At 39.1% G+C, this 19,216-nt stretch carries 17 protein-coding genes and 1 other annotated feature; of the genes, 10 read left to right on the top strand and 7 right to left on the bottom strand.

Annotated elements, in window-relative coordinates; translation table 11 throughout:
• Positions 1 to 50: 50 nt before the first annotated feature.
• On the top strand, positions 51 to 1,247 hold the full coding sequence (metK, locus tag B5473_RS20260; protein ID WP_079528596.1) for a methionine adenosyltransferase: 1,197 nt from the start codon (positions 51 to 53) through the stop codon (positions 1,245 to 1,247).
• Between the two features lie 114 nt (positions 1,248 to 1,361).
• Here the strand turns inward: metK and B5473_RS20255 are convergent, their stop codons facing one another.
• Entirely contained in the window at positions 1,362 to 1,874 is a 513-nt protein-coding gene (locus B5473_RS20255) for a gamma carbonic anhydrase (RefSeq protein ID WP_079528592.1), read from the bottom strand.
• 253 nt (positions 1,875 to 2,127) lie between these two features.
• On the opposite strand from B5473_RS20255, the gene B5473_RS20250 reads away from it, so the two are divergent.
• The 3 genes from B5473_RS20250 (at position 2,128) to B5473_RS20240 (ending at position 5,981) form a co-directional block, all read left to right on the top strand.
• Positions 2,128 to 2,931: an alpha/beta hydrolase gene (locus B5473_RS20250; RefSeq protein WP_079528589.1), complete on the top strand. Its 804-nt coding sequence runs from the start codon at positions 2,128 to 2,130 to the stop codon at positions 2,929 to 2,931.
• A gap of 128 nt (positions 2,932 to 3,059) precedes the next feature.
• Positions 3,060 to 4,520, top strand: coding sequence for an alanine/glycine:cation symporter family protein (locus tag B5473_RS20245; protein WP_079528586.1), 1,461 nt, complete (start codon positions 3,060 to 3,062; stop codon positions 4,518 to 4,520).
• 130 nt (positions 4,521 to 4,650) lie between these two features.
• A protein-coding gene (locus B5473_RS20240; RefSeq protein ID WP_439848463.1) for an IS3 family transposase occupies positions 4,651 to 5,981 on the top strand; the annotation gives its coding sequence in 2 pieces (ribosomal slippage) (positions 4,651 to 5,032 and positions 5,032 to 5,981; 1,332 coding nt in all).
• A gap of 394 nt (positions 5,982 to 6,375) precedes the next feature.
• Here the strand turns inward: B5473_RS20240 and B5473_RS20235 are convergent.
• The 3 genes from B5473_RS20235 to B5473_RS20225 are packed head-to-tail and all read right to left on the bottom strand — an operon-like array spanning position 6,376 to position 8,347.
• Positions 6,376 to 6,771, bottom strand: coding sequence for a pyrimidine dimer DNA glycosylase/endonuclease V (locus B5473_RS20235; protein ID WP_079528583.1), 396 nt, complete (start codon positions 6,769 to 6,771; stop codon positions 6,376 to 6,378).
• Between the two features lie 41 nt (positions 6,772 to 6,812).
• The gene (locus B5473_RS20230; RefSeq protein WP_079528580.1) at positions 6,813 to 7,394 is read right to left on the bottom strand and encodes a class I SAM-dependent methyltransferase; all 582 of its coding nucleotides are present in this window, start codon (positions 7,392 to 7,394) and stop codon (positions 6,813 to 6,815) included.
• Positions 7,391 to 8,347, bottom strand: coding sequence for a TIGR01212 family radical SAM protein (locus tag B5473_RS20225; RefSeq protein ID WP_079528576.1), 957 nt, complete (start codon positions 8,345 to 8,347; stop codon positions 7,391 to 7,393). Before B5473_RS20225 ends, B5473_RS20230 begins: the two co-directional genes overlap by 4 nt.
• Positions 8,348 to 8,480: 133 nt before the next feature.
• Here B5473_RS20225 and B5473_RS20220 point away from each other — a divergent pair, with 133 nt between their 5' ends.
• The 4 genes from B5473_RS20220 (at position 8,481) to trhA (ending at position 13,903) form a co-directional block, all read left to right on the top strand.
• Positions 8,481 to 9,647: an MDR family MFS transporter gene (locus B5473_RS20220; RefSeq protein WP_079528574.1), complete on the top strand. Its 1,167-nt coding sequence runs from the start codon at positions 8,481 to 8,483 to the stop codon at positions 9,645 to 9,647.
• A 51-nt stretch (positions 9,648 to 9,698) separates the two neighbouring features.
• Positions 9,699 to 9,913: a binding site (T-box leader), on the top strand.
• 111 nt (positions 9,914 to 10,024) lie between these two features.
• Positions 10,025 to 12,439, top strand: coding sequence for a leucine--tRNA ligase (gene leuS / locus B5473_RS20215; RefSeq protein WP_079528572.1), 2,415 nt, complete (start codon positions 10,025 to 10,027; stop codon positions 12,437 to 12,439).
• A 169-nt stretch (positions 12,440 to 12,608) separates the two neighbouring features.
• Positions 12,609 to 13,043, top strand: a complete 435-nt coding sequence (locus B5473_RS20210; RefSeq protein ID WP_079528570.1) for a CoxG family protein — start codon at positions 12,609 to 12,611, stop codon at positions 13,041 to 13,043.
• A 218-nt stretch (positions 13,044 to 13,261) separates the two neighbouring features.
• Positions 13,262 to 13,903, top strand: a complete 642-nt coding sequence (gene trhA / locus B5473_RS20205) for a PAQR family membrane homeostasis protein TrhA (protein WP_079528568.1) — start codon at positions 13,262 to 13,264, stop codon at positions 13,901 to 13,903.
• Between the two features lie 40 nt (positions 13,904 to 13,943).
• Here the strand turns inward: trhA and B5473_RS20200 are convergent, their stop codons facing one another.
• Both B5473_RS20200 and B5473_RS20195 read right to left on the bottom strand, forming a co-directional pair.
• On the bottom strand, positions 13,944 to 14,759 hold the full coding sequence (locus tag B5473_RS20200) for a cysteine methyltransferase (protein WP_079528566.1): 816 nt from the start codon (positions 14,757 to 14,759) through the stop codon (positions 13,944 to 13,946).
• An 89-nt stretch (positions 14,760 to 14,848) separates the two neighbouring features.
• Positions 14,849 to 16,102, bottom strand: a complete 1,254-nt coding sequence (locus tag B5473_RS20195) for an NAD(P)/FAD-dependent oxidoreductase (protein WP_176142147.1) — start codon at positions 16,100 to 16,102, stop codon at positions 14,849 to 14,851.
• Positions 16,103 to 16,365: 263 nt separating this feature from the next.
• Between B5473_RS20195 and B5473_RS20190 the strand changes: the two genes are divergently transcribed.
• Together B5473_RS20190 and B5473_RS20185 are read left to right on the top strand one after the other, a co-directional pair.
• Positions 16,366 to 17,982 (top strand): putative polysaccharide biosynthesis protein, encoded by a 1,617-nt coding sequence (locus tag B5473_RS20190; protein ID WP_079528562.1) that lies wholly within the window; start codon positions 16,366 to 16,368, stop codon positions 17,980 to 17,982.
• 51 nt (positions 17,983 to 18,033) lie between these two features.
• Positions 18,034 to 18,744 (top strand): pseudouridine synthase, encoded by a 711-nt coding sequence (locus B5473_RS20185; RefSeq protein ID WP_079528560.1) that lies wholly within the window; start codon positions 18,034 to 18,036, stop codon positions 18,742 to 18,744.
• 191 nt (positions 18,745 to 18,935) lie between these two features.
• On the opposite strand, the gene B5473_RS20180 is transcribed toward B5473_RS20185, so the two are convergent.
• Positions 18,936 to 19,157 carry a DeoR family transcriptional regulator gene (locus tag B5473_RS20180; protein WP_008408196.1) on the bottom strand — a complete coding sequence of 74 codons (222 nt, stop codon included), beginning with the start codon at positions 19,155 to 19,157 and terminating at the stop codon, positions 18,936 to 18,938.
• Positions 19,158 to 19,216: the final 59 nt, after the last annotated feature.

Raw genomic sequence — 19,216 nt, 5'->3', positions numbered from 1 at the left:
GTACCGTATCAATAAAAAACAATTGCCAAAGTGATTTAGGAGGAAATGACATGACAAATCGTCGACTGTTTACATCAGAAAGTGTAACGGAAGGACATCCGGACAAAATTTGTGATCAAATTTCGGATGCCATTTTAGACGCTATTTTAGCTGCAGATCCAAATGCACGTGTAGCTTGTGAAACTACGGTAACAACAGGCTTAGTATTAGTATCTGGTGAAATTACAACTTCTACTTATGTAGATATGAAAGGGATTATCCGCGATACAGTAGCAGAAATCGGCTATACACGCGGTAAGTACGGCTTTGATGCTGAGAATCTTGCAGTACTAGTAGCAGTAGGAGAGCAATCACCTGACATTGCACAAGGTGTTGACCAGGCATTGGAAGCACGTGAAGGTTCAATGACTGAAGACGAACTTGAAGCAATCGGTGCAGGAGACCAAGGTTTAATGTTCGGTTATGCATGTAACGAAACACCGGAACTTATGCCGATGCCTATTTCTTTAGCTCACAAATTAGCACGTCGTTTAACAGAAGTGCGTAAATCTGGAGAATTGGAATATTTACGTCCAGATGGTAAAACACAAGTAACAATCGAATATGATGAAAATAATGAGCCTGTTCGTGTGGATACAATCGTTATTTCAACACAACATGATGAAGAAGCAACATTGGAACAAATCCAAACAGACATTAAAGAACACGTTATTAAACCGGTAGTTCCTGCTCATTTATTGGATGAAGCTACAAAGTACTTCATCAACCCGACAGGTCGCTTTGTAATCGGCGGACCTAAAGGAGATGCAGGTCTTACAGGTCGTAAAATTATTGTTGATACTTACGGCGGATATGCACGTCACGGTGGCGGCGCATTCTCGGGTAAGGATGCAACGAAGGTTGACCGTTCTGCAGCATATGCAGCACGCTATGTTGCCAAAAACATTGTAGCAGCTGGCTTGGCTGACCGTGCTGAAGTACAACTGGCTTATGCAATCGGTGTTGCACAACCTGTTTCGATCGCAGTTGATACATTCGGTACAGGAAAAGTAGCAGAATCAGAAATCGTAAACTGGGTTCGTGAACTATTTGATTTACGTCCTGCAGGCATCATTAAAATGCTTGATTTACGTCGCCCAATCTATAAGCAAACAGCAGCATACGGACATTTCGGCCGCACAGATTTAAATGTGCCATGGGAAAATACGGATAAAGCAGCTGAACTAAAAGCAAAAGCAGGAATTTAATAAAATATAAAGGAGCATCCAATTAAATGGATAGCTCCTTTTTTTATAATTTCCAGTAAACTTCCTATATTATAGGAAGAGATTTTTTACAAACAGTAAATGAGTGTGAATTTATTATTTCTGAAGTGATTTATAGTATTGTCCCTTCGCAACATATTCGGAAATAATGCGATCCATATCTGCGCGATCTTCTTCAGTTACTTCACGTACGACTTTTGCTGGGCGTCCCATCGCTAAACAATTGGGAGGAATGACTTTTCCCGGTGGAACAAGACTGCCGGCACCGATAAATGCTCCCTCGCCAATTACGGCCCCGTCCAATATGATGGAACCCATACCAACTAAAGCGCGTTTTTTAATAGTACAGCTATGTAATGTAACTTGATGACCTACTGTAACTTCATCTTCAATAATGAGTGGGTAAGCGGGACTTTGGTGAAGGCAGCTCAAATCCTGGATGCTGACACGCTCACCAATTATTGTTTTGTTCACATCGCCGCGTATTACCGTGTTAAACCAAATTGAAGTTTCGGCTCCTATTGTTACATCACCGGTAATTGTGGCATAGTCGGCAATAAATGCGGAAGGGTGAATCGTCGGTATTTTATCCTTATAAGGGTAAATCATTTTCAATTCCTCATTTCTTCTATAAAATTGTAGATAAATCTATAGATATCGTAACAAAACGTGAAGATTTTTCAATTAACATTTCTTTTAGATCGGAATGTATTATAATTAAACAAATAAATAGTAATATAATGATGCCGATATTAAAGAAAGCGCAATATCATAATTTTTTGATACTCGGCAAAACTCAGACTTCATTTTAAAGGTCTCATGTTTATGACATAAAAATAATTTATATGTAAGGAGTATGGCCATGTGGAAATGGGAAACAGAGCAACAACCAAAAGCCGTAGTCGTTATTCTTCATAGCGCATATGAACATCACCGGTGGTACGCATGGTTAATCGAAAAGTTCCGCAGTTCCCACTTTCATGTTGTAATGGGAGATTTGCCGGGACATGGAGAGCAAGGAAAGTATACAAAGTATCATGATGAGGATTTTAAAGAATATTACAAGTATACAAAAGTGTTGTTAAAAGTGGCACTGGAATATAACTTACCGCTATTTATCGTCGGAAATGGACTAGGGGCAGCAATAGCTACATATGTGCTCCAGAACAATAAAATAGAATGTGCGGGTGTTGTTTTAACATCACCTTGGTTTAACTTAAAGCTGGCACCAGGAAAATTGTCGAATGCCTTATCGAGCTTCAGTGCCATTACATCGAATGTTAAACTGAAACATGAATTGGAGCCGCATCATCTTACAAGGAATACAGATGTGTTAATGGAGTTGAAAGAACAATTGCCGTTAACGAGTATGGTGACAGTAAAATGGTATCGCGACTGGCAGCAGATGACTCGGACAATCCGTAACCCTGAATTGAAGTTCCCGGACATTCCGGTATTATTAATGACAGGGGAAAATGATAAAGTAACAGATATCAGTACATCAAAAAAGTGGATTACTGAGCATACGCTTTCCGAGTTTCATTACAAACAATGGAAAGGCTGCCTTCATAGTCTGTATTTTGAATTTGAACGGGAAGATGTCTTTAAATTTACGATTGATTATATTAACAATGTTTTAAGAGATTTGGGCTATATTATTGAATAGCAAAGAACCTAACAAACTCACAATTTGTTAGGTTTATTTTTTTAAATAAAAAAATATATCGAAATTTTCGAATATTTGTAATATACTAAATTTCAAATTAATACATTATTTCAACAAGGGGGTATAATATGGATTTTTTGAATGATTTTGTAGGGTGGGCCAATAATATTTTATGGGGCCCGGTAATGATCTATGGTATTTTAATCGTCGGTTTGTTTTTCTCTATCCTTACAAAATTTGCCCAAGTTAGGCTAATTGGAGACATGTTTAAGCTAATGTTCAAAGGAGAAAAATCAGAAGCCGGTGTATCTTCATTCCAGGCGTTATCGATTGCATTGTCGGGACGTGTAGGTACAGGTAATATTGTCGGTACCGCAACCGCTATTGCATTCGGTGGACCAGGTGCTGTGTTCTGGATGTGGGTTACAGCCTTTATCGGCGCATCAACGGCTTATATGGAGTCGACGTTAGCCCAGATTTACAAAGAGAAAAAAGATGGGCAATACCGTGGTGGGCCAGCGTTCTATATTGAAAAGACAACAGGTATTCGTGCATTAGGTGTTATTTTTGCCATCGCGATGATTGCATCCGTTGCATTTTTAATGCCTGGTGTTCAGGCAAATGCCATTGCTGGTGCAGTTGATAATGCATTTGGGATTGAACCATGGATTACAGGTATTATTACTATTCTTTTATTAGCAGTAATTATTTTTGGTGGTGTTAAGCGTATTGCAAATGCTGCCCAAATTTTAGTTCCATTCATGGCATTAGCTTATTTGTTAGTAGCGTTTATAATTATTATTATGAATATTACAGCTGTGCCTGAAGTATTTGCTTTAATTTTCCGTAGTGCTTTCGCTACAGATGCAGTATTTGGCGGGATGATCGGCAGTGCAATTTTCTGGGGAGTAAAACGTGCCATCTACTCAAACGAAGCTGGTCAAGGTACTGGACCGCACCCAGCAGCGGCAGCAGAAGTTTCGCACCCTGCTAAACAAGGCTTAGTGCAGGCAGCTTCAGTTTATATTGATACAATCTTAGTATGTTCTGCAACAGCATTAATGATTTTATTCATGGGTACATACAATGTCCATGAGGGTAGTCAAGACGGAGCTCTGATCGAGGCAAAAATGGATGAGTCAATTACGTATTCAGGCTTTACGCAAGCGGCAGTAAATGATGCGTTCCCTGCTTTAAATAACTTCGGTTCAGGGTTTGTCGCAATTTCGTTATTCCTGTTTGCCTTCACTACATTAATGGCATATTACTATATCGCTGAAACAAATGTTTCGTATATGTTTAATGGCAGTGCAAGACGAATCGGTATCTTCTTAATGAAGTTCGTGTTATTGGCTTCGGCATTTTACGGTACAGTTAAAACATCCGATTTAGCTTGGGCGTTCGGTGATGTCGGTTTAGGATTAACGGTATGGATTAATGTAATTATGCTATTATTCATCATGAAGCCGGCCCTCATTGCATTGAAAGATTATGAGCAACAGAAAAAAGAAGGAAAAGACCCAGTATTTGATCCGAAAAAACTCGGTATTAAAAATGCAGATTTCTGGGAGACATATAAGAGAGATTAATAGATTGAAAATCCAAAAAAGCCATTTTCCTCTGATAAAATGTACCCTATAAGATAGACACTTTGAAAAAAGCCTATCTTGTAGGGTATTTTTATTTATAATAAGAAAAAAGATACTGGAGCGGAATTGAATGACAAAAATCTACTTCACAGAGAAACAACAAGCACAATTAAAATGTAATCCGAATGTACAGGCCGTCAGTGACAAGGCCATTACCTATACAGATGAATTTAAGCGTCATTTTATTGCAGAAAATGAAAAGGGGAAATTACCAAGAGCCATTTTTGAAGAAGCGGGATTGGACGTTGAATTAATCGGTTTGGAGCGTGTTCGTTCTTCCGCAAAACGCTGGCAAGCAGCTTACCGAAAAGCCGGAATAAATGGTTTACAGGATACACGTAAAACGAATTCGGGACGCCAACTTGAACGTGAATTAAGCCTTGAAGAAAAATATGCACGTTTAGAAGCGAAAACGCGATTACTTGAGGCAGAGAATGAACTACTAAAAAAGCTGGATCTACTCGAAAGGCAGATGTTGAAGAAGAAATCACAATTGAAGCGAAAATAAAATTTGAATTAATTCAAGGAGCCATCGAAAAGTATAAATTGAAGCGCATGGTGAGCTACTTATGTGAAATGATGGGTGTTTCCCGTTCGGGTTATTACAATTATTTTGATGAACAATCCGCCCAAAACCGGGCAACCCAAGATGCGGCAGATGAAGTAGTGAAAGAAATCATTTTAAAGGCCTATCATTTCCGAGGACGCAAAAAGGGAGCGCGCCAAATCAAAATGACACTTCAAAATCAATATAGTATCACCTACAACCTAAAACGAATTCGTCGCATTATGAAAAAGTATGATATTGTTTGTCCCATTCGAAAAGCGAATCCTTATCGACGTATGGTAAAAGCAACGAAAGAACACCGTACATGCCCAAACGACTTAAAACGGAATTTCAAACAAGGTGTAGTAGGAAAAGTGTTATTAACAGATATCACGTATTTGACGTATCGAAACGGAAAACGCGCTTATTTATCCACGATTAAAGACGCTGAAACGAACGAAATTTTAGCGTATGAAGTATCAAATTCCTTATCGTTGGATATCGCCCTCGATACATTAAAGAAATTGAAAAAACACAAGCATTTAGTGAAAGATGCCTTTATCCATTCGGATCAGGGCTTTCATTATACAAGCCCGATCTATCAAGCATTGGTGAAGCGATTGGGCTTAGGTCAGTCCATGTCACGGCGTGGGAACTGTTGGGATAATGCGCCCCAGGAATCATTCTTCGGGCATTTTAAAGATGAAGCCAATCTAAAAGAGTGTGAGACGTTAGAAGAAGTAAAACGAGAGATAAAGAGTTATATGACGTATTACAATTATTATCGAGGCCAGTGGAATTTAAAAAAACTGCCGCCTGTAAAATACAGACAGCAGCTTCAACAAGTTGCCTAGGCTTTTTCAAAATGTCCTTTACAAAGGGTACACTTTATGAGAGAAAAATGGCTTTTTTTTCGCTGTGCGTAAAAATTGATTTCCATTCCGGGACGCTTTCCGCGGGCACGGCCTTACACGAGCGTCTCAGGCGTCGGTGCTTCTGTCGCTACGCTTTCGTCGCAAAATAAATTTTGCTATTCCCGCAGGAAGCTCTGCTTGTGACTGACGCTTACGCTTTCGTCACAGAGAAAATCTTGTAGCGAAAGGCGTTAGCCGACAGCTGGTGTTTTAACAGTGCGAAAGGTGAAACCGTCAGCACGAACACTCGCCCTTCATTCCAATCAATTTTATAAAATATCCGTTTCTTAATAAGAGTCCATACCTTTTCTATCATATAGTTATTACTATATTATTATTTTTTCATTGAATAATACTGCTGTAATAATTCGAACTGTTCTGTAGTAAAATCTTTTTGGCCGCGAATATATTTTTCATATAAATTGTAGTAGCAAATTGTTAAATATTCATCATTATGATGCCGGCTGTATGGCGGATAGTTTTCGGGAATACGAAGATCGGCAAAATAACGATCCATTTTATCAATCGTACGAATCGTAATGCCACGGGCGCGCATTTCCTCCAGAACGATTTGTGTATAAATATATAAATCCTCTTTCGGGTATTCGTAAATATAATTGATTAATACATGTTTGTCTTCCTTCACGAAAATGCTGTTCAACTCGCGCCACTGGGCAAGAAGCTGACTTTTCGGGATAAAAGGGATTAACTCGGTATGCCATAAACGCATCATTTCACCTCATTAAAGATATGAAAAAGAGCTAAGAAAACTTAGCCCTCTATCGGAAATTCTTTTACTTTTTCTAATGCAATGATAAACGGGGGATCATTTTTCTGATTCATAAACTCATAGCGCAGAACATGTACATGTTTTTGCGGTAAATCACTTACATAGCGAATCACTTCATCGCGCTCGTCTTTTCCGCCTTCATGACCATGATAAACGACTAAAACGATCATTCCACCCACTTTTAACAACTTTAACAAACTTTCAATCGCCTGGATTGTAGTGTTCGGCTTTGTTACAATTTCATGATTGCTGCCTGGAAGATATCCAAGATTGAAAATTGCTGCTGAAACAGGTTTGTGAATATAGTTTGCAACATTTTCATGCCCGTCTTTTAAAACGATTGCCCGATGCTCAAGTGCATTATCGAGCAGACGGTGAAGTGTTGCATCAACCGCTTTCTTTTGTACGTCAAACGCATACACATAGCCGTCATCTCCAACGAGATTTGCTAAAAAAAGCGTATCATGTCCATTTCCTGCTGTTGCATCGACCGCAATATCACCTTCGGAAACTGACATTTCCAATAAGGTTTGTGCATATTGAAGAACACGTTCTAATTTCATTTTGTCACATCCGCCTTATAAAACTTCCCTTGGTAAGAACCACGACGTTCCAGCTCCGCATCAATTCCGTTCAGTACTTCCCATTTGTTGACAGACCACATAGGGCCAATCATTAAATCGATTGGACCATCACCTGTAATACGGTGGACGATCATTTCAGGCGGAATAATTTCCAGCTGATCTGCCACGAGTTGGATATAAGCATCCTTTTCCATAAACTCCAGCATGCCTTTTTCGTATTGCTTCACAAGTGGTGTTCCTTTTAAAAGGTGCAGCAGATGGATTTTAATTCCTTGTACATCAAGCTTTGCCACTTCACGGGCTGTTTCCATCATCATATCGTAATCCTCTAAAGGCAATCCGTTAATAATATGTGTCACGACACGAATACCATGCTTGCGCAGTTTGTTAACACCTTCCACATATGTAGCGTAATCATGTGCGCGGTTAATTAAATTGGCCGTTTTTTCATGAACAGTTTGAAGTCCAAGTTCTACCCATAAATACGTACGTTCATTTAACTCTGCCAAATATTCAACAACATCATCCGGCAAACAGTCAGGACGCGTTGCAATTGATAGTCCCATTACTCCTTCACAGGCAAGTGCTGCTTCGAACTTTTCCTTTAATACTTCAAGTGGAGCATGTGTATTTGTATACGCTTGGAAGTAGGCCATTGTTAAGCCGTCTTTCCATTTGTTCTCCATTTTTGCTTTGATTTTTTCGAACTGTACCGGAATCGGATCGACTTTACTGCCCGCGAAGTCTCCTGAACCTGCTGCCGAACAGAATGTACAACCGCCAAAAGCGACCGTACCGTCACGGTTTGGGCAATCAAATCCAGCATCCAAAGCAACCTTATAAACTTTTTTTCCGAATTCATTTCGTAAATAGCGATTCCATGTATAATAACGTTTCCCGTCTGACGGGAAAGGGAAATTTGTTTCAGTCATTCCTAGTTCACTCCTCTAACGTATTATTCTAACACGGACAGAACATCGTGTCCTAATAGAAATCTTTTTCTTGTACAAATTCCTTTTAAAGAATAAACTAGTAAATTGAGCAAATATTGAAGGAGGAAGTGGAGTGCCGAAGCAAGTATGGTTTTTAATTATTGGCACATTCGTAAATACGGTCGGAAATTCATTTTTATGGCCTTTAAATAGTATTTATATTCATGATCATTTAGGAAAATCTTTAACTACCGCTGGAATTGTCCTTATGCTAAATTCATTGGCAGGTGTGTTTGGTAATCTAGTAGGCGGTTATTTATTTGATAAATTAGGTGGCTATAAAGCGATTTTAATTGGGGTTGTATTTAATTTGATCTCAATCACTCTGTTGACCATTTGGCATGACTGGCCGCAGTACATTGTATTTTTAACGATGATGGGCTTTAGTGGAGGGATTGTGTACCCGGCAATTTATGCGATAGCAGGGAGTGCCTGGCCAGAAGGGGGTCGACGAGCGTTTAACTCGATCTTTTTGGCAAACAACGTAGGGGTCGCAATTGGCCCGGCATTGGCAGGTATTGTTGCCGATATTAAGTTTGACTATGTATTTAGTGCGAATCTATTTTTCTATGCTATATTTTTTGTCCTTGTCATCACGACATATAAGCGTTTTGATATGAAGGGACTGACAACTAAACCGTTCTCAGGTGAGACAAAAAGAAGAAACAGGGGACCGATTATGGCGATCAGTATATTAAGTATATCGTTAATTGTCTGCTGGTTAAGCTACTCTCAATGGAGCGCGACCATTTCTTCTTATACACAAGGGTTAGGAATGAGCCTGTCCGAATACAGTTTACTATGGACGATCAACGGCTTCATGATCGTTGCAGTTCAACCGATTATCCGACCGCTTGTCACACGCTGGGAAAACAAAATAAAACATCAGCTCGTGCTTGGTCTCATATTGATGTCGCTATCTTATATCGTCGTTTATTTTGCCCAGGACTTTAAAATGTTTGCTGCAGCGATGGTCATATTGACGTTTGGGGAAGTGTTCTTTACACCGGTCATTCCGATGATTGCCAATAAATTGGCGCCTCATGGACAGGAAGGTTTCTATCAAGGGCTCGTCAATAGTGCATCTACAATTGGACGTATGATTGGACCTGTTTTTGGCGGGTTAATGGTAGATTTATATGGCATGCAAATTTTGATGCTTATATTATCACTGCTCATTGTCATCGCTATAATTCCGTGTCTGGTCTTTGATCGTACGCTAGGAAAAGAACAAACATAAAACAGTTACTTGTACTTTTGTGTTGAATTCGTTAAAATGAATGAAATAATAATATTGACTGTGATGAGGAATAGTAAATGGACGCACTTTATAGAGAGCTGGCGGCAGGTGAAAGCCGGTAAGTGTCAAGTTGAACTCGCCTCGGAGTTTGCTTTAGTGAAGTAATAGTAGCTAATGGCCGTGTATTCGCGTTAAGAAATGAAGCTGAGTGCTGCGTCACTAATTTGGGTGGTACCGCGGGAGTAAAAATACCTCTCGTCCCTTCTTATCATAAGATGGGACGGGATTTTTTATTTTTTAAATATTCTGTTAAATCATTGATGATGCGCCTAAAATACATAAACCACAGCAAGAATATATTTAAAGGAGGAATTATTGTGAGTTTTAATCATCAGCAAATTGAAAAAAAGTGGCAAACGTTTTGGGATGTCAATAAAACATTCAAAACTGAAAATGAAATGGATAAGCCAAAGTTTTATGCATTGGATATGTTCCCGTATCCATCAGGTGCGGGTCTGCACGTAGGACACCCTGAAGGCTATACGGCGACAGATATTTTATCGCGCTTTAAACGTATGCAAGGCTATAATGTACTTCATCCAATGGGTTGGGATGCATTCGGTTTACCTGCCGAGCAATATGCACTTGATACAGGAAATGACCCGGCTGAATTTACGGCAAAAAACATCGCGACATTTAAACGTCAAATTAACGAACTAGGCTTCTCTTATGATTGGGATCGCGAAATTAATACAACTGACCCGTCATACTATAAATGGACGCAATGGATTTTCACTAAGTTAGTGGAAATGGATTTAGCGTATGTAGATGAAGTGGCAGTAAACTGGTGTGAAGCATTAGGTACAGTACTTGCAAACGAAGAAGTAATTGACGGCGTTTCTGAGCGTGGCGGTCACCCGGTAGTACGTCGTCCGATGCGACAATGGGTACTGCGTATTACAAAATATGCAGACCGTTTAGTCGATGATTTAGTTGATGTTGACTGGCCGGAATCAATTAAAGAAATGCAACGTAACTGGATCGGCCGTTCTGAAGGTGCACAAGTGAAATTCACAGTTGCCAACACAGACAAAAACTTCGAAGTATTCACAACACGTCCGGATACATTATTTGGCGCGACATACTGTGTATTAGCACCAGAGCATAAATTAGTAGCTGACATTACTACTGCAGAGCAAAAAGAAGCGGTAGAAGCATACTTGGAAAAAGTATCGTTAAAATCTGATTTAGAACGTACAGACTTAGCAAAAGAAAAAACAGGTGTATTTACAGGTGCTTATGCAGTGAACCCGATTAACGGCAAACAAGTGCCAATCTGGATTGCGGATTATGTATTGGCAACATACGGAACAGGTGCAATTATGGCTGTTCCTGCACACGATGAGCGCGACTATGAATTCGCGAAAGAGTTCAATTTAGAAATTATTCCGGTTCTTGAAGGCGGAGACATCGAGACTGAAGCGTTCACTGGTGACGGTGCGCACATTAACTCGGACTTCCTAGACGGATTAAATAAAGCGGATGGCATTGCGAAGGCAATTGAATGGTTAGTGGAAAATGGTGTAGGGGAAAAGAAAATCACTTACCGTCTACGTGACTGGTTATTCAGCCGTCAACGTTATTGGGGTGAACCAATTCCAGTAATTCACTGGGAAGATGGCACTATGACTACGATTCCTGTAGAAGAGCTGCCATTGGAATTACCAAAAACGACAAACATCCGTCCTTCAGGTACAGGTGAATCACCACTTGCCAATATTGAAGAATGGGTAAATGTAGTTGATCCGGTAACAGGCAAAAAAGGACGCCGTGAAACGAATACAATGCCGCAATGGGCTGGTTCATCATGGTACTTCTTGCGCTATATTGATCCGAAAAATGATCAGGCGCTTGCAGATCCAGAACTATTAAAACACTGGCTTCCAGTCGATATTTATATCGGTGGTGCAGAGCACGCGGTACTTCACTTACTATACGCACGCTTTTGGCATAAAGTGCTTTATGATTTAGGGCTTGTTCATACGAAGGAACCGTTCCAAAAGTTATTTAACCAAGGGATGATTCTAGGTGAAGGTAATGAAAAAATGTCTAAATCAAAAGGTAATGTAGTAAACCCGGATGACATTATCGCTTCACACGGTGCAGATACATTACGTTTATACGAAATGTTCATGGGTCCACTGGAAGCTTCTGTCGCATGGAGTACGAACGGTCTTGATGGGGCACGTCGTTTCCTAGATCGTATTTGGCGTCTATTCGTAACAGATGAAGGAAAGCTAGCTGCAAAAATTCAGGATTCTTCTGATACGACATTGGAAAAAGTGTATCACCAAACTGTGAAAAAAGTGACGGAAGACTATGAAGGCATTCGCTTCAACACAGCAGTTTCACAAATGATGGTCTTCATTAATGATTGCTACAAAGCGGAAGTAATTCCAACAGAATATGCAAAAGGCTTCGTGAAGCTTTTATCACCGATCGTACCGCATATTGCTGAAGAGCTTTGGTCAATTTTAGGACATGAAGACACAATTACGTATGCAACATGGCCAACATTCGATGAGTCGAAACTAGTTGACGATGAAATCGAAGTTGTTGTACAAGTTTTAGGTAAAGTACGTGCAAAAGTAACGGTTGCAAAAGATATTACTAAAGAAGAATTAGAAAAAGTTGCTTTAGCAGACAGCAAAGTACAGGAATTTATCGATGGAAAAACAGTTGTGAAAGTAATTGTCATCCCAGGTAAATTAGTTAATATCGTTGTTAAATAATTATTGAAATAAAATTAATGCACGGTGTTTTCATATAGAAAACTACCGTGCATTTTTATTTAGATTTTGCATGAAAAGCGAAAATAACTATGTTGCGTAACTGATTTCTATGTAATACTAGAATAGTAAATGGTCACATTTAATGAATTGAAGAAAGAAGTGTAACAACATGGCACAAGCATCACATTCAGTACAAATCCCAGTTAGCCAGGAAAAAGTATGGGCTTTCGTAAGTCAAATTGAAAAATGGGCTGTATTAGTTCCAGCTTACAAAGAGCATAAAGAACTGGATGCCCAAACATCACATTGGACATTCGAAGGAAACTTTAAAGGCTTAAAGAAAAAAGTTGAAATCGAAATTAAAATTATCGAAATGAATGAGCCTTCTAAAATCAAATTTGAAATTACAGGGCTATCGGATAATATTAACGGCGGCGGTGAATTTACGGCCGAGCCAAAAGATGGCGGTACATATATGACAGGTACAGTAGAAGTAACTGCTGGCGGTCTTTCAGGCGCAGTATTAAATCCGGCAATTAAAGTATTATTGCCGAAAGTAACGACTCGCTTAACAGAAAAAATCGCCCGTCATATCCAAGTATAATTCTGACAATAACTCACTGGAAAAAATTTATCCCAGTGGGTTTTTTATTATGTTAGAAGGGGGTATAGCTTTTATAAAAAGAACCCCTTAAAAGCTTTAACTTCAGAAATGAAAGTTTCCAGCTAATCCATGATAAATATCATATGGAAAGTATGACAAGTTCTTCTATAACAACTAAATACATTTTTTTATAATTGAATAATGAAAGAGGTGGCTTTATGACACAAATCATGATGGAACAAAGTGGATATAGTACAAAGGAAGAATTTTGGAACGGGCTGACACACGGAGTTGCTGCATTGCTGACGATTCCCGCAACATTGCTGTTAGTAAACAAAGCCCAGCATCAAGGTACAACATTAGAGCTTATTAGCTATATTATTTTTGGTATTTCAATGTTTTGCCTGTATTTTGCTTCAACAATGTATCATTCATGGCCGAAACATAAAACATTTCTGAAAAAGCTCGATCATAGCTCAATATTTTTATTGATTGCAGGAACATATACACCGATCGTATTAGTCGCAATTGGCGGCAAATTAGGTTGGACAATTTTTGCGATTCAATGGATTTTAGCAACAATCGGTATTGTGCTGAAACAATTTTTTGTTTACCGTTTTAAATTACTGTCGCTGTTTGTTTATATCGGGATGGGCTGGCTTATTATTTTTGTTGCCAAGCCGTTATTCGCACATATAGGCATCGCAGGCTTTGCCACATTATTAATCGGCGGGCTTTCCTATACAGTCGGCACTTACTTTTACAAAAATGACCGCATTCCATACAACCATGCAATTTGGCACTTATTTGTTATGGGCGGCAGTGTCGCGATGTTCTTCGCAATTTACTTATATGTATAAACAAAAAGAGTCAATCCCGCTATTGGGGGTTGACTCTTTTTTATATGCTCGCTGTAAACTTTTCGATTAAATCCTGCAAATAATCATCGTACTGTTCTTCGTTGCGTTTTTTCATTTCTTCCAAAACCTGATTTAAAAATGTTTTGTTGTCCATGAACTGATCCGGCAACGTTTCATATAGTAGCTGATGATGATAATTTTCCTGATCCAAATAAAGCTCAAAATAATAGCCGAGCTTTTCGTCTTCATTGAACATATGCATCATGCAATCTACTTCATAGCATTGCATAATGAAATCATGTTTAAAGCCAACCTGAACAGTAAATGCAATATGACCGCCTTCAGCATCTAATTTAAATGAATCCATATCTGAAATCATTTGATTTTTATGCATGAGCCAGTACAGTTCCTTTGCCTGACGGTTTGTCGTAAAGCTAGTAATCCCTTTTGGCGCATTTTCAATGAAGAAATGCTTTGCCAGTTTTGCTTGCACGGCCTCTTCAATTGATGAAGAAGATGCAATTTTATCGAGCTGCTGACAGACGATTAGCAATAGTGCCGGACTTTGTTGTAAATGTTCAACAATCTTTTTTAATTGCATCGGGCAAACATTTGGGATATTGACTAAATCGACAGCCAAAGTCATGCCGACACCTTGTTTATTTAAGCCAAGTATCAAATATAATGGAACACTTTTCGCATAGGAGTTATTTTTTTCGACATAGCAAAAAACACGAATGGAAAAGGTGAATTCATCCTTATTACGATTGCTTATTTTAGTGCAAGATAAATGAGTTTGCATTAGCTCATCTGATGCTAAATAAAGCATAGTCTGGTTTTTTTGAGAATTATTCATCGTGCCGTATCCTCCTGCGTGTACATACCTCTTATGATACTAGGGAATGATGAGCAGTTCTAGTATTTTTACGATTAAAATCAGAAACGTTACTGTTGACCCGCACTCATACCCGCAATTCTTCCTGTTACGAGCGCAGAAGTAATATTATAACCCCCTGTATAACCGTGAATATCCAAAATCTCACCACAGAAGTAGAGTCCCTGTTTTTTCTTGGAGGCCATTGTTTTTGGTTCTATTTCTTTTACCGAAACACCGCCCCCTGTAACAAATGCCTTTTCGATCGGTTGGGTACCGTGAACGTCCATCGTAAATGCGACAAGCTCACGTGCAAAGTTGCGAATCTTCTCCTGAGATAATTCTATGCCTGTTAACTGTGCGTCAATACTTGCGCGCTCCATTAAAAATAGAAGCCATCGTTCTGGAACAAGTGATTTCCATAAGTTTTTCACCGCTTTTTTCGGTTCTTCCTTAATTGTTTTATTTAACATTTGGAAGCATGTTTCTTCGTTATACTCTGGTAATGAGTGAATTCGAACTTGTACGGGTGCGCTGCCTGATTTCAGCTGCTCTTTTACAATAAACTGGCTGCAGCGTAAAATAGCAGGACCGCTTAAACCGAAATGAGTAAACAGCATATCCATCTGATGTGTTACAAGAACTTTTCCTTTTTTATTCAGGACAGAAACAGCGGCATCGCGTAATGCCAGCCCTTGTAGCTCACGCGATTGAATGAATGGTTCCTTTGATGTCACCGGCACTTCTGTCGGATAAAGCGTAGTAACCGTGTGACCTGCATGTTCTGCCCACGGATAACCGTCTCCAGTTGACCCTGTTTGAGGAACAGCCTTACCACCGACTGCTACAACAACTGCATGTGTACGGATTTCTTCACCGCTCTCCAAACGCACACCATATATTTTTTCGTCATCCATGAGCAATTTATTAACGGCCGTGTGTAAACGGACTTCTACTTTTAATCGTTTCATTTCATTGACAAGCGCATCAACGACATCTTGTGCGCGGTTGGATACAGGGAACATACGCCCGTGATCTTCTTCCTTTAATGCCACACCAAGTCCTTCAAAAAACGCAATAATATCTTCATTATTATAAACGGTAAAGGGGCTATATAAAAAGCGTCCATTGCCGGGAATATGTTTAATGATTTCTTCCGCTGATAGTCGATTTGTTACGTTACAACGGCCACCGCCTGATATGGCCAATTTCTTTCCAAGTTTTGAGCCTTTTTCAAGAAGGAGCACTTTTTTGTTTTGCTCGGCTGCGGCGATTGCTGCCATCAATCCTGATGGACCGCCTCCTATTACAATTACATCATACATAGATAATTTCTCACTTTCTTTTGCCATAATTTTTTCGTTCAACGGATTTTTCTCTTACTTATTATACACGAAGTGAAGAAACTATTTGAGTAAATGGACTTTCACATGTAAACTTGTAAAAGGAAATGTACGGGAACTTTTTAATGAGAGTACCGTCACAAGAAGGAAGTTAAATAATGTAAATAAATAACTTGCTTTACGAACTCGTATTGTAAGGAAATTGTTATACTGAGAGAATTTCATATAGAACGGTAGGTTATTTCATGTCTTCATTAATGAAAGGAACAGCCATATTAACAATTGGATTGTTTCTATCAAAGCTTTTAGGGTTAATTTATATTTTCCCGTTTTACGCAATTGTAGGTGAAGATAATATTGCTTTATACAATTACGCCTACATTCCTTATAACATTATGTTAAGTGTTGCCATTGCGGGACTGCCGATTGCAGTATCAAAATTCGTATCGAAATATAATGCGCTCGGGGATTTTGATGCCGGACGCAGACTAGTAAAAACAGGTGCTTTACTGATGACGCTTACAGGAATTGTAGCGTTTATTTTAATGAATCTGCTTGCAACACCGCTTGCAAATATAGTAATTGACAGTGAAGAACAGACATTTACTGTGGAGCAAGTTGCGAACGTTATCAAATGGGTGAGCTATGCATTAATTGTTGTGCCTTTTATGAGTTTAGTACGTGGATACTTGCAAGGATACGGACATTATTTGCCGACATCTGTTTCTCAGTTAGTCGAACAGATTGTGCGCATTGTCTTTTTACTCGGTGGGGCATTCCTCGTTGTCAAAGTTATGGACGGTGATGAAATTACCGCAATTAATTTCTCGGTGTTTGCCGCATTTATTGGAGCGCTTGGCGGACTTTTGACCTTGTTTTATTTCTGGAAAAAGCTGCGTCCTGAGATTAAAGCTGTTCAGGTTGTAGCACCGAAAGAACAAAGACTTCCTTATTCGGATATGTACAAAGAGATATTCAAATATTCGATTCCTGTTGTTTTTGTCGGATTGGGAGGATCGTTATTCCAGCTTATCGATTTGCTGACATTTAACCGTGCGATGAGCGCAAGTGGAGTACCGGCGGAAATTTATGAACCGTATTTTACAATGCTTAATTTGTTAACACAAAAAATCGTTATGATACCTGTTGTTTTGGCGACAGGCTTTTCAATGGCAATCATTCCGACGGTAACGAAATTCTATACGGAAGGTAATTTGCGTCAAGTACATAGTGCGATGGATAAAACGTACCAAGTGCTGTTGTTTATTACTGTACCGGCAGCGATCGGAATTTCGATTTTGGCGGAAGATTTATATCATTTCTTCTATTCCTTCAGCGAAATGGGTACACAAGTATTAAGCCACTACGCACCGCTTGCGATTTTCTTTGCTTTATTTTCAGTAACAGCTGCTATGTTACAAGGGGTCAATTACCAAAAGTGGGTAATCTTCAGTTTACTTGTCGGCTTGCTTACAAAGACGATACTAACTATACCGCTTATTCATCTAATGTCGGTTGATGGAGCTATTTTAGCGACAGCACTTGGTTATGGAGCGACAATCGCAATTAATATTTTTGTCTTAAAGAAAGTGACAAATTACAATGCGACTGTTGTTTTACGACGTATTCTATTAATTATTATTTTGACTATTGTAATGGCTTTAGCGGTATGGATTACACATATTATTTTAACAGCGATTTCACCGGCTGATACGAAAATGTTGGCACTTCTATATGCAATTATTTGTGCAGGGGTCGGAGCTATTTTTTATGGCGCGATTTCTTATAGACTAGGGTTAGCCCAATTATTATTAGGTGAAAAATTTACAAAGATTGCACGTAAATTAAGATTAGTAAAATAAAAATGAGGACGTCTCCATTAAAAGGCGTCCCCTTTTTTCATGGAGGACTATATGCGTTTAGATAAATTACTGGCTAATATGGGCTACGGCTCAAGAAAAGAAGTTAAACTATTATTAAAGCAAAAAGCTGTAACAGTGGACGGTGTTACAGTAAAAGACTCAGCAATGCATGTGAATCCTGAAAAACAAAATGTTTCAGTATTTGGCGAGCGTGTGGAATATGTGGAGTTTATTTATTTAATGATGAATAAACCACCGGGCGTCATTTCTGCAACAGAAGACCGCTACGATCAAACGGTCATTGATTTACTCGATCCGGCTTATCAGCACTTTGAGCCATTCCCAGTCGGACGTTTGGATAAAGATACGGAAGGACTGCTGCTAATTACAAATGACGGTAATTTAGCACATAATCTGCTTTCTCCTAAAAAGCATGTCCCAAAATGGTATTACGCCAAAATTGACGGGGTAGTAACAGAAGCCGATATCGAAGCATTTGCTCAAGGTGTAACATTGGAAGATGGTTATCATACAAAGCCGGGAGAATTAAAAATATTAGTGTCTGGCGAGCAATCGGAAATTGAGCTGATGATCCAAGAAGGGAAATTCCATCAAGTGAAGCGCATGTTTGAGGCGGTAGGCAAGAAGGTTACGTATTTAAAACGTCTGTCAATGGGTACATTGCAGCTTGATGAAGAGTTGGCATTAGGTGAATACCGCGAGCTGACAGAACAGGAACTTGATCTTTTAGCGACAAAATAATAAACAAAGGAAAAGCGAATGCCCCGACGAAAAGGCATTCGCTTCTTTTAGTTCTATGTGTCAAGAACTAAGTGAACGCTTGCTGGCACAGCAATGTTCATAATATTTCATGTGTAACTGATCGACACCTTACGTTATGTTGGGACAATTAGTCCTTTCTCACAAAATAAGAATCAGCCGCTTTCAAAATTCTAAGATGTCATTTTTACTTTTTTCTTCGTCGTTGTCCATTTACCCCGACTTGGACTCATTACCAAGTCATTGAAGGCTAACACATTCAAATCTCTTTGAATGGTGCGAGGAGTGATGTTAAACTCTTCGACTAAATCCTGTGTAGTCACTTCTCCTTTATTCAGGATAAACATATACACGTCTTTAATACGATTAAGCATTCTATCAGTAGTTGGCTTCATTTCTAAAAACCACTCCTTCGATCTTAAATTCTCATGGCATAAGACTAGCGGACGACAAA

The organism is Solibacillus isronensis (genome assembly GCF_900168685.1).
GTDB lineage: Bacteria > Bacillota > Bacilli > Bacillales_A > Planococcaceae > Solibacillus > Solibacillus isronensis_A.
The sequence above is the reverse complement of the archived record's forward strand: the minus strand, read 5'-3'. Positions and strand labels throughout refer to the sequence as shown.

Bases quoted from the DNA above. Each gene is read 5' to 3' on its own strand.
- B5473_RS20200 (WP_079528566.1), bottom strand. From the start codon at position 14,759: ATGAATAATTCTCAAAAAAACCAGACTATGCTTTATTTAGCATCAGAT.
- B5473_RS20250 (WP_079528589.1), top strand. From the start codon at position 2,128: ATGTGGAAATGGGAAACAGAGCAACAACCAAAAGCCGTAGTCGTTATT.
- B5473_RS20255 (WP_079528592.1), bottom strand. From the start codon at position 1,874: ATGATTTACCCTTATAAGGATAAAATACCGACGATTCACCCTTCCGCA.
- B5473_RS20230 (WP_079528580.1), bottom strand. From the start codon at position 7,394: ATGAAATTAGAACGTGTTCTTCAATATGCACAAACCTTATTGGAAATG.
- B5473_RS20210 (WP_079528570.1), top strand. From the start codon at position 12,609: ATGGCACAAGCATCACATTCAGTACAAATCCCAGTTAGCCAGGAAAAA.
- metK (WP_079528596.1), top strand. From the start codon at position 51: ATGACAAATCGTCGACTGTTTACATCAGAAAGTGTAACGGAAGGACAT.
- trhA (WP_079528568.1), top strand. From the start codon at position 13,262: ATGACACAAATCATGATGGAACAAAGTGGATATAGTACAAAGGAAGAA.
- B5473_RS20245 (WP_079528586.1), top strand. From the start codon at position 3,060: ATGGATTTTTTGAATGATTTTGTAGGGTGGGCCAATAATATTTTATGG.
- B5473_RS20190 (WP_079528562.1), top strand. From the start codon at position 16,366: ATGTCTTCATTAATGAAAGGAACAGCCATATTAACAATTGGATTGTTT.
- B5473_RS20195 (WP_176142147.1), bottom strand. From the start codon at position 16,102: ATGTATGATGTAATTGTAATAGGAGGCGGTCCATCAGGATTGATGGCA.
- B5473_RS20185 (WP_079528560.1), top strand. From the start codon at position 18,034: ATGCGTTTAGATAAATTACTGGCTAATATGGGCTACGGCTCAAGAAAA.
- B5473_RS20180 (WP_008408196.1), bottom strand. From the start codon at position 19,157: ATGAAGCCAACTACTGATAGAATGCTTAATCGTATTAAAGACGTGTAT.
- B5473_RS20235 (WP_079528583.1), bottom strand. From the start codon at position 6,771: ATGCGTTTATGGCATACCGAGTTAATCCCTTTTATCCCGAAAAGTCAG.
- B5473_RS20225 (WP_079528576.1), bottom strand. From the start codon at position 8,347: ATGACTGAAACAAATTTCCCTTTCCCGTCAGACGGGAAACGTTATTAT.